Below are 14,872 nucleotides of genomic sequence, written 5' to 3'. Positions count from 1 at the left end.
AGTCATTTCTATGGTGAAATGTTAAGATTTAAACCTATTGAAATGGCAATGCTTATGACTTCTAGTTTTTGTGCACAATATCACGCTTCATATGCGACCAAAGAGGATGAAACTCGAGGCCGAATTCACAGTGAACCCTCTGATCCAGCAAGAAGCGTGTTTCAAAGAGACAGGGATCGTATAACCCATAGTACAGCCTTTCGTAGGCTTGAATATAAAACGCAAGTTTTTGTTAATCACGAAGGAGACTTATTTAGAACCCGTCTGACGCATACATTAGAGGTTGCACAGATAGCCAGAGCCATTGCCAGACAACTGCATCTTAATGAAGATTTAGTCGAATCCATAGCCCTTGCTCACGATTTAGGTCACACACCATTTGGTCACGCAGGGCAAGATGCCTTAAACGATTGCGTTAAACGATATGACCCCGACGGTTTTGGATTTGAGCATAATATGCATAGTTTGCGGATTGTAGATTTGCTCGAAGAAAGGTATGCGGAATTTCCAGGGCTTAATTTGAGTTTTGAGACACGTGCAGGAATACTAAAGCATTGCTCTCGAAAAAATGCATTACGACTTGGGGATATTGCAGAGCGATTTTTAAGCAATAAGCGGCCAAGTTTGGAGGCACAAGTAACGAATGTAGCCGATGGCATTGCCTACAATAATCATGATATAGATGACGGGGTGCGATCTGGGCTTATAAACCTTGAGCAACTGCAGGAAGTCGTTCTATTTAAAGAACATTTTGATGTGGTTATGGCAGAATATCCAAATCTCAAAGGACGACGCATCATATCGGAAACTACTCGTCGCATGATTAATACCTTAATCGTGAATTTGGTTGAGCAAACAAGAAAAAATATTGTTGCTCACGATATTAAATCGTTGGAAGATGTATATAAAGCCCCAGTTTTGGTTGAGTTCTCTCCTGATATGGCTTTAAAAGAGGCGGAGCTTAGAAAATTTTTGCTAACTAATCTTTATAGGCACTATAAGGTCTGGAGAATGGCATTCAAAGCACAGAAAATCATCACAGATTTATTTGATGTGTTTATGGAGGAACCGAGATTATTGCCACCTGATTACCAAAAATCATCTAGAGATGAATTGATTTTATCTGTAACGGATTATGTGGCGGGGATGACAGACAGATTTGCAATCAAAGAACATAAAAAGATTTTCAATGTAGGGAACTAACAAAGAACTTGGTTTTTTGTTTAAGTTTTGATTATGTAAAACTGTTAATATCAGGTAGAGCAAAAGGAGGGTGGTCATTCATATCTACTATCTTAATATAATTTTCTCCTCTTAAAAAATGCAATAAGTATTTAGATGTATTTCCCTTGTCCGAATAAATATACTCTGGTATACCTATGTGATAGTGCCATAGATTATACTCTTGAACAAAAGTTATAATTTCAAGCCAGTTGGGATGATCATTAGGAATTTCGTCAGACCTCTTAAGTTTTCCTTCTAAGTTTGTCAATCCATAATTTTCGACATGAATTATGAACTTAATAATTTTTTCTTTATCGACTTTAGGGAAATTACAGAAATTTTTAAAAAAGAAATTACTTAAGAATACTTTCATGTAGTTTCTTCTAAATATTTCAATCCCTCTTCAATGTCATCAAATTTAGGGAGTTCGATAAATCCCGATTCAATTGAATTCTTAATGCGTTCCAAATCAAAAGTTAAAACGGGCTTTTCGATAGTAGATTTGAAATAAGCTTTTAAATAATCTTTTTGCATTATCTGATCATATCCTGTATTAAGCCAAGGAGCTTCATTGTGAGTCATATCTCTAAGAGCCCAAGCTGTATACATCCCTTTTTCTTTTCTCACCCTTTCCAACAAATGGAGTTGTTTATCGCTGAATTTTAAAACTTCAAACATTGATTGTGGTAGGGGTGTGGCTAAATATTTTTTGTAAGTGTTCCATATTTCAACTACAACTGGACCATGCTCCCATTTTAAAATTTCTTCTGGAAATAGTGGTTCATCTAGCAATGCAAGACTGTAACCTTGAGCATAATAAAGAAGTTTTTGTAGTTTAAGATGAGTGATAAGTTCCGAGTCCTCATTATTAGCGGGACTAAGGAAATAATCTGCAACATCAAAGACATTAAGCATATATAAAAACCTTCTTAAGTTCTGATAATTATAAATCAGAACTTAACACCTAAATCAATTTAGCCAAATACTTTCCTGTCTCACTCTTAGGATGTTTTGCGATATCTTTAGGAGTACCAAATGCGATGATTTGGCCGCCACCATTGCCACCTTCTGGACCGAGATCAATAATCCAATCGGCATTCTTAATAACATCAAGATTATGTTCAATCACAATCACAGTATTTCCGCTGTCAACAAATTTTTGCAAAACACGAAGCAGCTGATCAATATCAGAAAAATGCAATCCAGTAGTAGGCTCATCCAAAATATAAACAGAGCGCCCTGTACTTCGCTTAGATAGTTCCAGGGCCAATTTCACGCGTTGAGCCTCACCGCCTGATAATGTGGTCGCACTTTGCCCAAGTTTGATATACCCAAGTCCCACCTCAACTAATGTCGAAAGCTTATTTGAAATCTTAGGAATATTCGCAAAAAATTCGGCTGCTTGCTCTACGGTCATCTCAAGCACATCGCTTATGTTTTTCCCGCGATAATAAATTTCACGCGTCTCACGGTTATATCGCGTACCATCACAGGCCTCGCATTTAACATACATATCCGGCAAAAAATGCATCTGCACTTTTTTTATGCCGTCCCCATCGCACACGTCGCATCGCCCGCCCTTAATGTTAAATGAGAAGCGGCCCGCATCATATCCGCGTTGACGGGCGTCCTTAGTAGATGCAAAAAGTTCTCGAATCGCTATAAAAACGCCCACATATGTCGCAGGATTACTTCTTGGCGTTCGTCCAATTGGGCTTTGATCTACAACTATTACATTGTCCAAGAACTCGAGTCCATGCACTTCGTCGAATGGTTGAGATTCAGCCTGTGCTCGATTTAGTTTTCTCGCTAATGTGGTGGCAATGGTCTCGTTTACCAAAGTCGATTTCCCTGAGCCCGAAACTCCCGTAAAGCATACGAATCGCCCTAGCGGAATCTGCACATCGATATTCTTCAGATTATTTCCTCGGCAGCCAGTGAATTTAAGCCATTTTTGTTCTTCATCCAGCCCACGAGCCTCACTTGAGATCATGCTCACCTTACCGCCTAAATATTGACCCGTCACAGATGCATTATCAGCCAGTATTTCATCGAAAGTACCTTGCGAAATCACGAGTCCACCATGTTCTCCAGCAGCTGGCCCCATATCGATAATCCAATCTGCCTCGCGAATCATGTCCTCGTCATGCTCGACCACAATTACTGTATTTCCAATATCACGAAGATTTTGCAAAGTGCGAATTAATTTCTCATTATCTCGTTGATGAAGACCAATTGAAGGCTCATCCAAAACATACATCACACCCGATAGGCCCGACCCGATTTGCGAAGCAAGCTTGATGCGCTGAGCCTCTCCGCCCGAGATGGTGTCTGCCCGCCGATCAAGCGATAGATATGATAGACCTACATCATTTAAAAACTGAAGGCGATTCACAACTTCCCGCAGCATTGGGGTGGCAATGTCTCCCTTCGCACCTTCAAGTTTTAGTTCCTTAAACCAGCTTAAACAATCAACAAGAGATAGCCCCTCAATCTCATAGATTCCTAGGCCCTTCATGCTCTCTGAATCTTCACGCTTTTGATCTCCAAGCATTACGAATCGTGCCTCTTCCCTTAATCGAGAACCATGACAGCTTGGACAAACTGTATTAGTGCGAAGCTTGCCTAAAGCCTCTTTAACGTTTGAAGAATCGGTCGTTTCCCAACGCCTAAGCAAATTAGGCATAATCCCTTCGAAAGGATGATATTGAATGCTTGTTCGACCATTTTGCCCAAGATAAGCAAAACCTATGTTTTCATCTCCAGATCCGTGCAAAAGAACTTCGCGGACCTGTGCCGACAATTCTTCATATGGTATATCTAAGCTAAAGCCGTAATGATCCGCTAAACTGCTCATAATGCTTCGAGTGAAACTGTTTCGCATGTCCCATCCCGCAATAGCCCCACCGTTAATACTTAGCGATGGCAATGACACCACTTTCCGCTCATCAAATACATCAAGCTGCCCAAGCCCCTTGCAATGCGGACAAGCCCCCACCGGGTTATTAAAGCTAAAAAGCCTAGGCTCTAGCTCAGGTATATTCCGCTCACACATAGGGCAGGAGAAATTGCTCGAATAAATAGCGGCAGTCGTTTCCTTGCCGTTATCGCGTTCTACAATAAGTCGCCCCCCTGAGAGTTCATAAGCCATCTCTAAACTATCGGCTAAGCGTTGCTTATTATCAGGTTTTGCACGAAGCCTATCCACAACTAATTGCAGATCATATATCTCATTTTCAGATAGAGGTGGCAATGACTCCAGTAGATAAGTCTCTCCGTTTAGCCTTGCCCTTATATACCCTTGAGATACAAATTGTGCGATTTTAGATTTCAGATCAGAAATACCCTGAGCTCCCGTAATCCCTGTGGCAATGGGTGCGTATATCATAATCTTATCTTCATTCGCCTGACTCAGTATCATATCGACTATCTCAGTTACAGTCGTGGCTATCATAGGAATATGATGATCGGGACAATATGGGGTGCCTACTCGTGCATAAAGTAGGCGCAAATAATCATGTATCTCGGTTGTCGTTGCTACTGTAGAGCGAGGATTTTGGCTAGCAGACCTTTGTTCAATAGCAATAGCAGGCGAAAGACCCTCTATCAAGTCCACATCAGGTTTGCCCATTTGCTGTAAAAATTGACGAGCATATGGGGAGAGGCTTTCAACATACCTTCTTTGTCCTTCAGCAAATAGGGTGTCAAATGCTAGCGACGACTTACCAGATCCAGAAACACCCGTAATTACTACGAATTTTTCTCGAGGTATATCGATCGATATGTTCTTTAGATTGTGAGTTCTAGCCCCACGAATTCTAATGAAATTATTCATATCCCCAAAAAGCTTTGCTAAAATTTACGACTAATTTATCATTTTAACCCAGTAAATATGCCTAAAGAAAGTAAAGTTTCCTTTACATCCCTTGAGAAAAAAACATCTTCCTCACTGGCATTTTTATTTGCTATTCGCATGCTCGGGTTATTTCTTCTTACCCCAGTCTTTGCTGCTGCCGCTGTTGAATTAGAAGGCGGTGATCAAAAATCCTTAGTCGGGCTCGCCATTGGAATTTACGGCATTACACAAGCAATAATGCAGTTGCCATTTGGATTTTTGTCAGATCGATATGGTAGAAAACCCATTATTATTATCGGCACTTCACTTTTTGTAATTGGTGGAGCCATTTGTGCACTTGCTGATTCGTTGCATTTAGTAATGATTGGACGGGCCATACAAGGGGCTGGAGCCGTATCTGCGGCTATCACAGCTTGGGTGGCTGATGCCACTCGCGAAGAAGTTCGAACACGTGCCATGGCTATGGTAGGATCTTCTATCGGTTTATCTTTTGCACTATCGCTTGTTCTTGGGCCATTATTGGTTAAATATCTTGGATTGAGCGGGCTATTTTGGGTGATTACAGGACTAGGGATAGTATGCATAGGCATTGCCACCTTGCTTACTCCAGTGGTAGATATGAGTACGAAGTCCATGTCCAATGCATCTATTGCGAGCGTATTTTTTTCTCCTGAGTTGATGCGTCTTAATTATGGCATGTTTGTTCTGCATGCCTCTCTTATGGCTTTGTTTGTGCTTATGCCCGATTTGCTAGGACGAATGGGCATTGCTGTCGGGAATTTATGGACCGTTTATCTTCCGGTTATTCTTATTGCTATTGTCGCAATGATTCCTGCCATAATTCGCATAGAGACACGTTATAAGCATAAAGAGGGGTTGATAGCTAGCGTTTTATTGTTATTAGCGATAGCATTGCTTTGGGCAGTGAATCTGAGTTCGTTTTGGTGGACGGCTGCGTTGCTTACGGTATTTTTTACGGCATTTAATGTTATCGAGGCTTTGATTCCTTCTATGGTTTCACGTGTAACGCCTATTGAGCATAAGGGATTGGCTATGGGGCTTTATAACATGGCTCAAGCCATTGGTGTGGCTTTTGGCGGTTTTGTAGGCGGTTATGTTCTTCAATACTACAGTGAAGTATCACTTTTTTTATTAATTGCATTACTTTATGCATCATGGCTTGTAGTGGCATTCTCAAGCAAGTTCTCTGCGTCTAAATCCTAATAGACTTTTTTATCCAGCCCCTTAAAAATCAAGCTTTATCTTCTTAATCTAATAAGGCTATTACTTTTTAAGGAGATATCATGGCAAATTTAAATAAAGTAACTCTTATAGGTCATCTTGGCCGTAATCCAGAAATACGTACGAATAAAAATAATACAAAAGTAGCGACACTAAGCATTGCCACCTCTGTGGTTTGGACGGATAAGGAAAATTCAGAACGTCATGAACGCACCGACTGGCATCGCGTAATTATGTTCGGATACCTTGCGGATTTGGCTGAGAAATTTCTTAAAACAGTAAGTCATGTTTATATAGAGGGACGTCTAAGAAACAGGAAATGGGAGGACGAAGATGGAAATGATCAATATATCACCGAAATCTATGCGAATACTATGCTTATGCTTAATCGCCCACCTAGTCAGGATAATGGAGGTCATGAGGCAGAAGGGGAGGAAGAAATCGAAATGATTGAAGCAAATTAATTCGACGCTTTTTTGATTTTTTACCGTTAAAATTACTAAATAATCAAATTCAAGGTGCTCTTATGACAGTAAATAAAGTTATTCTTATTGGTAGGTTGGGAAATGATCCAGATGTTCGAACTGGTCAGGATAACAGAGTAGTGACTAGGATTAGTCTTGGTACCAACCTAGTTTGGAATGATAGAAATACTGGAGAGCGCCGCGAAGAAACAGAGTGGCATCGAGTAGTGTTTTTCGGACGCACTGCTGAAGTAGCTAGAGATTATCTTAAAAAAGGTGCTCAAGTTTACGTGGAAGGGCGTCTTAAAACTAATAAATATCAAGATAAGGATGGCATAGAAAAATACTCTACTGACATTATCGCTGAAACTCTCAAGATGCTTGGTAGTAAGGGTGATTCTGATAGTAGCAGCGGTTACTCAAGAGAATCTACTAGCAATCAAAGGCCTAGCAGATCTTCAGGAACTGGATATGGCACAGGTTCAAGCTCTACTAGACCTGATGCCCCGAATGTAGGTTCTTCTCATTCGGATGTTGATTTTGTAGTAGATGATTTTCCATTCTAATTTTTATGACCCACTTTTATGTGGGTTTTTTACTGGAATTAGACTCTAACGGAAATAGTTATTCGAACTTTATTAAAGAATGCATAAATATATAAAAAAGGGCCTTCAATAGGCCCCCTAGTCATTATTAATGTGCGATTATTTTTTATTTACTTCGGTAGCACCGCCTTTGATTGGTTTAACTTTATCCATCCATTCTTCATAGCCTTGCTCTTTCATTTCGCTATAAGGAATGAATCGCAAACTAGCTCCATTTATGCAATAACGAAGGCCACCCAATTCCTTAGGACCGTCATTAAAAACATGACCAAGGTGCGAGTCAGCGGCACTACTGCGAACTTCAGTACGTGGATATCCGATTTTGAAATCTTTTTTCTCGTGAATATTATCGTCTTCAATTGGTTTAGAGAAGCTTGGCCAACCGCATCCAGAATTATATTTATCATCTGAACTAAATAAGGGCTCTCCACTTACAACATCCACGTAGATACCAGGTTCGAATAAATTGTCGTATTCATGGCTAAATGCGAACTCAGTACCTTCCTCTTGAGTCACACGATATTGTTCAGGTGTCAATGTTTTTCTTAATTCCTCGTCTGACGGTTTTACGTATGAAGCCTCATCGAATCCCTTTTTCATTTTTTTAACTCCCTCAAGAGGTTTGTCCGCTAAACTTAAATCAATATGGCAATATCCGTTTGGATTTTTGATAAGATAATCCTGATGATATTCCTCGGCCATGTAGAAGTTTTTCAATTGCATATTTTCTACGACTACTGGTTCAGAATATTTTTTCTGTAAGTCTTCCAAAGCCTTAGCGACAATCTCTTTGTATTCAGGTTTTTCGTAATAAATACCAGTACGATATTGCGTGCCCCTATCATTACCTTGCTTATTTAAACTTGTAGGATCAATAATCCTAAAGTAATGTGCAAGAATCTCTTGTATACCGATTTTATCGATATCGTATGTAATTTTTACGGTTTCTGTAAATCCAGTGGTGCCAGTTGTGACCAAACGATAATGAGGGTTTTCAACATTGCCATTTGCGTAGCCTGATACGGCATCCACTATGCCAGGTATTTTTTGAAAGTAAGCTTCAACGCCCCAAAAGCAGCCCCCTGCAAGATAAATTGTCTCTGTGCGTAGAGGTATTTTGCTTTCTCCGTTATTTGATTCTTTATAGTATTTTTTTTCGGTTTCCATTAAATTTGCATCCTTATTGTTTATTAGTGCTAATGCTTGTTTTTTAGAAATGCTTCCTTTGATAATTCTTTGAACTTGTTGATTTTTATCTAAAAGCACCCATGAAGGGTAGACCTTTATGCCCCATTTTTTTGCGTGTGAACCCTTAGGATCTACATATATTGGGAAGCTTCCACTTTTATATATACCAGATTGCTTGGCCCAATTTTTAAAGGCCTCTTCCTTTTTTTCTGATAGATATGAAGGGGAGGCAATGGTCACGAGATTAACTCCTTTAAATGCTTCATCCTTATACCAATTTTCTACATCTGGCAGTTCACCCAAACATAATGGACACCAACTAGCCCAAAATTTAATTAGTGTTGGTTTTGACGAATCAATATTAAAACTTTTGTTGTCCACGTCCTTTAGTTGCGATAGTGTGCTATTAGATTTTGCTTGTGAGCAAGCAATCTGAGTTGCAGCCACTAAGAACACAGAAAATAAAACTTTCAAAAATTTACCCATAGGTAAGTCTCTTTATTCAACGGTTACACTTTTTGCTAAATTTCTAGGTTTATCTACATCTGTACCTCTGGCAATGGCCGTATGATAAGCCAATAATTGCAAAGGCACAGTATGAAGAATCGGCGATAAATGCCCATAATGTTCAGGCATTCGAATTACATGCATTCCATCAGCTTGAACAATATGCGTATCGGAATCTGCAAGCACATATAATTGACCGCCACGTGCTTTGACTTCTTGCATGTTTGATTTAAGTTTTTCTAATAGTTTGTCATGGGGGGCAATGACCACGACTGGCATCTCTCTTGTGACAAGTGCAAGAGGTCCATGTTTTAATTCTCCTGCTGGATATGCTTCAGCATGAATATAGCTAATTTCTTTTAGTTTTAAAGCACCTTCTTTTGCTATAGGGTAGTGAACACCACGCCCTAAAAATAATGCATGTTCACGAGGAGAAAATTTTTCGGCCCATGCGATTATTTGTGGCTCTAGAGCTAAAATCGATGAGATTGCAACTGGCAAATGACGCAGCTGCTTAATGAAATTTTCTTGATCTTGTTGCGAAACATGTCCCTTAATATGAGCCAAACACACTGTCAAAAGATATAGCCCAACTAATTGAGTGGTAAATGCTTTTGTAGATGCGACACCAACCTCAACTCCGGCTCTTGTTAAGAATCTAAGCTTACATTCTCTAACCATGGCCGAAGTAGCCACATTACAAACAGTAAGAGTGTCTTCCATGCCAAGAGATTTTGCATGATTTAAGGCCGCAATAGTATCTGCCGTTTCTCCAGATTGAGAAATTGTAATAACAAGAGTGTTAGGGCTTGGAACACTGTCACGATAGCGATATTCAGACGCAATTTCTACAGACACAGGTATTTTCGCTATAGATTCAATCCAATATTTCGCTACCAATCCAGCATGATAAGAAGTTCCACATCCTAAGATTAGAATTTTATCTATACGTTTGAAAATCTCTTCAGCACCTTCACCAAATAAAGACGGATTAATATTTTCAATATCCTGCAATGTGTCTGATACTGCACGTGGTTGTTCAAATATTTCTTTCTGCATATAGTGGCTATATGGCCCTAATTCAGCTGAAGCCGTGTAGGCATTTATGTTATGAAATTCGCGTTCGACAGGGTTTAAATCTTCATCGACAATTTCAATTGAATCTTTCGTAACCCTTGCTATATCTCCTTCTTCAAGATAAATGATTTTAGAAGTTACACCTGAGAGGGCAAGTGCATCAGAGGCAATGTAATTAGCTTTGTGTCCATCTCCCAAACCAATTACAAGAGGCGACCCACGTCTAGCCGCTATTAAAACATTGGGTTCGGTTTTCGAAACAATAGCTAATGCAAAAGCACCTTGAAGATATTTGCAAGCTTTTTTTACGGCCTCATAAATATCCCCTTCGTACAAAGAATGGATCAGATGGGCGATTACCTCTGTGTCTGTTTGGCTTTCAAATACAAATCCCTTTTGGGTAAGGTCGTTACGTAAGGATTCATAGTTTTCAATAATCCCGTTATGTACTATGCCAATGAATGGTACTCCGTCTTTAAGCGAAAAATGAGGATGAGCATTATAAGTTTCAGGAGCTCCATGCGTAGCCCATCTTGTGTGGGCAATGCCTACGCTTCCATGCAGCCCATCAGATTCGACTTGCAACTTTAGTTCTTGTACTCTTTGGGTGCTTCTTGATCTACGTAGTTCACCGTCTTGTATTACTGCAACCCCGCATGAATCGTATCCTCGATACTCAAGCCTTTTAAGCCCCTCAATTAAGATTGAAGTTACATCTTTACTTTCTGTAACGCCACCCACAATGCCGCACATATTGCTCTCCACTTACGCTTAATAAAACGGTAATAAATTATACGAAAAAGGGTAGACCACCAGCCTACCCCATGAAATAATTTGTAATTCTATTGCGTTAATTTTGAATCTTAACCAATACCCTATCGATTCTATGCTTGTCCATATCAACTACTTCAAAATAATAGCTGTTCCATTCAACCGATTCAGTTTCTCTAGGAATATGGCCCAATTTATGCATGATAAAGCCTGCAACTGTGTGATAATGCGAGTCTTCATCTCCTGCTTCCTCTAAATCTTGATCAAAAATTTCCTCAAATCTCTCAAGAGTCATCGTGCCATCAATAAGCCATGAACCATCTTTTCTCTGGACTGCATCTAGCATTTCATTTTCATTAACTGGAATAGTATGGCCTACCAATACAGTCAATATATCTCTTAGTGTAACAACACCTTCAACTTCGCCATATTCATTTATGACCACAGCAATTTCAGATTTATGTTCCTGCAATGATTCCAATAAATCCATGGCACTTATGTTTTCGGGAACAAATTTAACAGGCTTCATTGTCTTGCGGATATCAGTTTCTTGCCCACGAATTTGCTGCTCAAATAAAGAACCCGCATCAACTATGCCCAAAACATTATCTAACTGCCCGTCGACCACAGGAAACCTTGAATACGGACTATCTGCAATAGTATTTAGGGTATCACTCAATGGTGCATTAATATCAATATAATGAATCTCACTTCGAGGAGTCATTATGGAGGCAATGTGCCTGTCATCAAGACTAAGTGCCCGTTCCACGATATTGTGTTCTGTTTTCTCAAATAAACCAGCCGAAGCCCCTTCATGCAAAATGCCACTTATATCTTCCTCGGTCAAACTGTTTTCTTCTTTTTTTGATATACCGATTAGTTTTAAAACAAGGTTGGTACTAAAAGAAAGAATCCACACAAATGGAGCAACGGCTTTTGATAGTATGGTCATAGGCCGCGATATTAAGTTGGCAATGCGCTCCGGATAGTGAATCGCAAGTCGTTTGGGAACCAACTCCCCAAAAACTATCGATAAGAAAGTAATTGATATAACTACTATTGCTAAAGATATTTCACTGGCAAAATTGCCGAAAATAGGCGTTAAAATTGGAGTCAGCTTTGAAACTAAAGAAGCTTGACCAAAAGCACCCGAAAAAATTCCTATTAAGGTAATACCAATTTGAACTGTAGATAGGAATCTTGATGGATCATGTTGAAGTGCTAGTGCAGCTTTTGCTGATAATTTTCCATCTTCTGCTTGTTTTTGAAGGCGTGTTTTTTTGGATGACACTACTGCGATTTCGGACATGGCGAATATGCCATTAATGAAGGTTAGAAATAAGATTATTAATATATCTATCATATAGTTGGTGCCACCACCATTTTAAAAACAAGGTTTTTCATTTTAAGGCTAAATTATTACATTTTTTAATTTTTTTGATTCGAGGATTTATTATGACTTTTTTAGCAGATAATTTTCGTGCAATAGAGCAAAGAGTAAACGAAGCCTGTAAGCAAGCTGGAAGAGAGCCAGGGTCAGTAAATATATTGCCAGTTACAAAAACGTTTTCCACTGATACCATTAAAATGGCCATCGATTTGGGATATCACAGGTTCGCAGAAAATAAGGCTCAAGAATTAAAGGAAAAAGCAATCGAACTTGAAGAATACGATCAATTAAAGTGGGTGATTATCGGCTATTTACAAACTAATAAATCTAAAGAAGTTGCTACTTATGCTTCAGAGATTCAATCTTTAGATCGTATCGAATTAGCTAAAGCCTTGGATAACCGTCTTCAATCCGCTGGGAAATCAATTAAAGCTTTGATACAAGTAAAAACAAGTCCTGAGGAGACGAAATCTGGTCTAGAAATTAGCGAAGTTCCTAAATTTTTAAATGAATTAAAAGAATCAGGTATACAAACTCTAGATCTACAAGGATTTATGACGATTGCGGAAAATACTTCAAATCAAGATGCAGTTCGTAAGTGCTTTTCTGACTTAAGAGAGTTGGCGGAGCGTTGCCGTGATATTACAGGTTTAGCATTGCCACAATTATCTATGGGTATGAGTGGAGATTTTGAAATTGCAATTCAGGAAGGGGCCACTGAAATTCGAATTGGAACCGCAATTTTCGGTGACCGTGATTATAAACAAGGTATGTCTGAGAGAATTTAGTTTTTACTTTCTTCCCTTTGCATTTTTTTAATCTTAGTTTTTATTCGATTTAGTTTTAAGGCCGACAGTTTTTCTACAAAAACTTTACCCATTAAGTGGTCAAGTTCATGTTGAATACAAATCGCTAATAGCCCATCAGCTTTTAGTTCAAATTCTTTGCCGTTTAAATCTAAGGCCTTAACTCGCACCTCTGAAAATCGTTCAACATTATCGTAAATTGTTGGAACAGAAAGGCAGCCTTCCTCATGCACAATTTTTTCTGGACTAAACCAAGTAATTTCAGGATTAATTAATACGAGTAGGTTATTTCTTTCTTCGCTCACATCAATCACAACTATGCGTTTATGAATATCAACTTGTGTGGCCGCCAGTCCAACACCATTTGATGCATACATCGTTTCTGCCATATCCTCAACAATTTTTCGAACAGAATCGTCAACGACTTCAACATCACTAGCTATTTTTTTTAAACGAGGGTCAGGATACTTAAGAATAGGTAATAAAGCCATAGTTAAAAATGAAATTATGAATAGCTAATTATAGTAAAAACTCATTATGGACAAATTTTTCCACCCCCTTAAATGAATCTGCGTTAATTCTTATACTGGGATTTTTTGAGTTCACATGCAAAACACAAAATCTCTTATAAAGCTCTCATTATTTGATGAGTTACCATCGAAACTAATTTTTTTCTTAATCAAACATTTTAAGGAGGCACATAAAGTATTTGAGGTTCAAGAGTCTGAATTTAATTCTGCGTTAAGTTTATTTAAAGCATCTGGTGGATACTATAGGGGAGATATTTATACCTTAATACATCAAGAAAATCGCTTTAACCATAGCCAGCTAAATAGAACACTGGATTGGCTTGAAGAAGAACATAATCAGATATTAAGTATTTTCGATTCGGACTATCCACCATTGCTTAAAAAAATTCCAGATCCACCAGTACTTTTATATTTACGCGGAAAAAGAGAAACAATAAGCAAACCATGCATAGCCCTAGTAGGTTCACGTAAGTCAACGTATCACTCGAATTTCACGGCACGAAGTTTTGCTAAAGGTTTTGCAAACAGTGGATTTTGTGTTGTAAGTGGTATGGCTAGAGGAATAGATTCTAATGCTCACATTGGTGCTTTAAGTAGTACATCTGATATGAGTACTATAGCTGTGATGGGATGTGGACTAGATATAACTTACCCCATAGAAAATGAATCTTTATCAGAAGAAATTGCACAAAAAGGTCTTTTAATTTCTGAATATGCCTTGGGTACTGAACCAAAAAATTTTCATTTTCCTGCTAGAAATAGAATTATTGCGGGACTGTCCCTCGGAGTTGTAGTTGTAGAGGCCGCTAAGAAGAGTGGTTCTCTTTATACTGCTGAACTAGCTATGACAAATGGGCGAGATGTGTTTGCTGTACCTGGTTCGATTCTTACTGATTTTCATAAAGGTTGTCATAACTTGATACAACAAGGTGCGATGCTTGCTGATACTGCTGAGTTTGTTATAAAGAATATAGCTTGGGGCGATGGCAAAATTAAGGAATCAGATCTTTTGGGACACTCTGAAATAAGAAATGTGCATCACCCTCTTGACTCTATAGGTTATCACGAATTTACAATAAGTGATTTAGTGTACTCTTTAGGCATGCCCATAGATGCAGCTATAGAGAATTTAATTAATTGGGAAATTGAGGGCAGAATTACAAAGCTCTCTAATGGTAACTACCAGAAAGCAATAAATTGTTAAAATGTCAG

13 protein-coding genes are annotated in these 14,872 nt (G+C 38.8%); 6 read left to right on the top strand and 7 right to left on the bottom strand.

The window, feature by feature from the left end; translation table 11 throughout:
* Positions 1-18: 18 nt before the first annotated feature.
* Positions 19-1,203 carry a deoxyguanosinetriphosphate triphosphohydrolase gene (locus TASI_RS07190; protein WP_014112103.1) on the top strand — a complete coding sequence of 395 codons (1,185 nt, stop codon included), beginning with the start codon at positions 19-21 and terminating at the stop codon, positions 1,201-1,203.
* Between the two features lie 31 nt (positions 1,204-1,234).
* Here the strand turns inward: TASI_RS07190 and TASI_RS07185 are convergent, their stop codons facing one another.
* Genes TASI_RS07185 through uvrA form a run of 3 tightly spaced genes read right to left on the bottom strand, consistent with a single transcriptional unit; the run spans position 1,235 to position 5,059 of the window.
* On the bottom strand, positions 1,235-1,597 hold the full coding sequence (locus tag TASI_RS07185; protein WP_014112102.1) for a hypothetical protein: 363 nt from the start codon (positions 1,595-1,597) through the stop codon (positions 1,235-1,237).
* Complete coding sequence (locus TASI_RS07180; RefSeq protein ID WP_014112101.1) at positions 1,594-2,139, bottom strand: Panacea domain-containing protein; 546 nt, start codon at positions 2,137-2,139, stop codon at positions 1,594-1,596. The genes TASI_RS07185 and TASI_RS07180 overlap by 4 nt, the downstream gene beginning before the upstream one ends.
* Before the next feature lie 49 nt (positions 2,140-2,188).
* Positions 2,189-5,059 (bottom strand): excinuclease ABC subunit UvrA, encoded by a 2,871-nt coding sequence (uvrA, locus tag TASI_RS07175; protein WP_014112100.1) that lies wholly within the window; start codon positions 5,057-5,059, stop codon positions 2,189-2,191.
* A gap of 57 nt (positions 5,060-5,116) precedes the next feature.
* Between uvrA and TASI_RS07170 the strand changes: the two genes are divergently transcribed.
* The 3 genes from TASI_RS07170 (at position 5,117) to ssb (TASI_RS07160) (ending at position 7,352) form a co-directional block, all read left to right on the top strand.
* Positions 5,117-6,304: an MFS transporter gene (locus TASI_RS07170; RefSeq protein WP_014112099.1), complete on the top strand. Its 1,188-nt coding sequence runs from the start codon at positions 5,117-5,119 to the stop codon at positions 6,302-6,304.
* A gap of 80 nt (positions 6,305-6,384) precedes the next feature.
* The gene (gene ssb, locus TASI_RS07165; RefSeq protein ID WP_014112098.1) at positions 6,385-6,786 is read left to right on the top strand and encodes a single-stranded DNA-binding protein; all 402 of its coding nucleotides are present in this window, start codon (positions 6,385-6,387) and stop codon (positions 6,784-6,786) included.
* A 62-nt stretch (positions 6,787-6,848) separates the two neighbouring features.
* On the top strand, positions 6,849-7,352 hold the full coding sequence (ssb, locus tag TASI_RS07160; protein ID WP_014112097.1) for a single-stranded DNA-binding protein: 504 nt from the start codon (positions 6,849-6,851) through the stop codon (positions 7,350-7,352).
* Between the two features lie 138 nt (positions 7,353-7,490).
* Here the strand turns inward: ssb (TASI_RS07160) and msrAB are convergent, their stop codons facing one another.
* The 3 genes from msrAB to TASI_RS07145 all read right to left on the bottom strand — a co-directional run bounded on the left by msrAB (position 7,491) and on the right by TASI_RS07145 (position 12,297).
* Positions 7,491-9,065, bottom strand: a complete 1,575-nt coding sequence (gene msrAB / locus TASI_RS07155; RefSeq protein WP_014112096.1) for a bifunctional peptide-methionine (S)-S-oxide reductase MsrA/peptide-methionine (R)-S-oxide reductase MsrB — start codon at positions 9,063-9,065, stop codon at positions 7,491-7,493.
* A gap of 12 nt (positions 9,066-9,077) precedes the next feature.
* Positions 9,078-10,916, bottom strand: coding sequence for a glutamine--fructose-6-phosphate transaminase (isomerizing) (gene glmS, locus TASI_RS07150; protein WP_014112095.1), 1,839 nt, complete (start codon positions 10,914-10,916; stop codon positions 9,078-9,080).
* 97 nt (positions 10,917-11,013) lie between these two features.
* Positions 11,014-12,297 (bottom strand): hemolysin family protein, encoded by a 1,284-nt coding sequence (locus TASI_RS07145; protein WP_044978165.1) that lies wholly within the window; start codon positions 12,295-12,297, stop codon positions 11,014-11,016.
* Positions 12,298-12,389: 92 nt separating this feature from the next.
* On the opposite strand from TASI_RS07145, the gene TASI_RS07140 reads away from it, so the two are divergent.
* The gene (locus TASI_RS07140; protein WP_014112093.1) at positions 12,390-13,112 is read left to right on the top strand and encodes a YggS family pyridoxal phosphate-dependent enzyme; all 723 of its coding nucleotides are present in this window, start codon (positions 12,390-12,392) and stop codon (positions 13,110-13,112) included.
* Here the strand turns inward: TASI_RS07140 and def are convergent.
* Positions 13,109-13,621, bottom strand: coding sequence for a peptide deformylase (def, locus tag TASI_RS07135; RefSeq protein WP_014112092.1), 513 nt, complete (start codon positions 13,619-13,621; stop codon positions 13,109-13,111). The genes TASI_RS07140 and def overlap by 4 nt on opposite strands.
* Positions 13,622-13,736: 115 nt before the next feature.
* On the opposite strand from def, the gene dprA reads away from it, so the two are divergent.
* Positions 13,737-14,864, top strand: a complete 1,128-nt coding sequence (gene dprA / locus TASI_RS07130; RefSeq protein WP_014112091.1) for a DNA-processing protein DprA — start codon at positions 13,737-13,739, stop codon at positions 14,862-14,864.
* Positions 14,865-14,872 lie beyond the last annotated feature (8 nt).

The organism is Taylorella asinigenitalis MCE3 (assembly GCF_000226625.1).
In the GTDB taxonomy this organism is placed as follows: Bacteria; Pseudomonadota; Gammaproteobacteria; order Burkholderiales; family Burkholderiaceae_B; genus Taylorella; species Taylorella asinigenitalis.
This window is presented reverse-complemented; position numbering and strand designations above follow the sequence as displayed.

Bases quoted from the DNA above. Each gene is read 5' to 3' on its own strand.
- ssb (WP_014112098.1), top strand. From the start codon at position 6,385: ATGGCAAATTTAAATAAAGTAACTCTTATAGGTCATCTTGGCCGTAAT.
- def (WP_014112092.1), bottom strand. From the start codon at position 13,621: ATGGCTTTATTACCTATTCTTAAGTATCCTGACCCTCGTTTAAAAAAA.
- TASI_RS07190 (WP_014112103.1), top strand. From the start codon at position 19: ATGTTAAGATTTAAACCTATTGAAATGGCAATGCTTATGACTTCTAGT.
- msrAB (WP_014112096.1), bottom strand. From the start codon at position 9,065: ATGGGTAAATTTTTGAAAGTTTTATTTTCTGTGTTCTTAGTGGCTGCA.
- glmS (WP_014112095.1), bottom strand. From the start codon at position 10,916: ATGTGCGGCATTGTGGGTGGCGTTACAGAAAGTAAAGATGTAACTTCA.
- TASI_RS07185 (WP_014112102.1), bottom strand. From the start codon at position 1,597: ATGAAAGTATTCTTAAGTAATTTCTTTTTTAAAAATTTCTGTAATTTC.
- uvrA (WP_014112100.1), bottom strand. From the start codon at position 5,059: ATGAATAATTTCATTAGAATTCGTGGGGCTAGAACTCACAATCTAAAG.
- TASI_RS07145 (WP_044978165.1), bottom strand. From the start codon at position 12,297: ATGATAGATATATTAATAATCTTATTTCTAACCTTCATTAATGGCATA.
- ssb (WP_014112097.1), top strand. From the start codon at position 6,849: ATGACAGTAAATAAAGTTATTCTTATTGGTAGGTTGGGAAATGATCCA.
- TASI_RS07170 (WP_014112099.1), top strand. From the start codon at position 5,117: ATGCCTAAAGAAAGTAAAGTTTCCTTTACATCCCTTGAGAAAAAAACA.
- TASI_RS07140 (WP_014112093.1), top strand. From the start codon at position 12,390: ATGACTTTTTTAGCAGATAATTTTCGTGCAATAGAGCAAAGAGTAAAC.
- TASI_RS07180 (WP_014112101.1), bottom strand. From the start codon at position 2,139: ATGCTTAATGTCTTTGATGTTGCAGATTATTTCCTTAGTCCCGCTAAT.
- dprA (WP_014112091.1), top strand. From the start codon at position 13,737: ATGCAAAACACAAAATCTCTTATAAAGCTCTCATTATTTGATGAGTTA.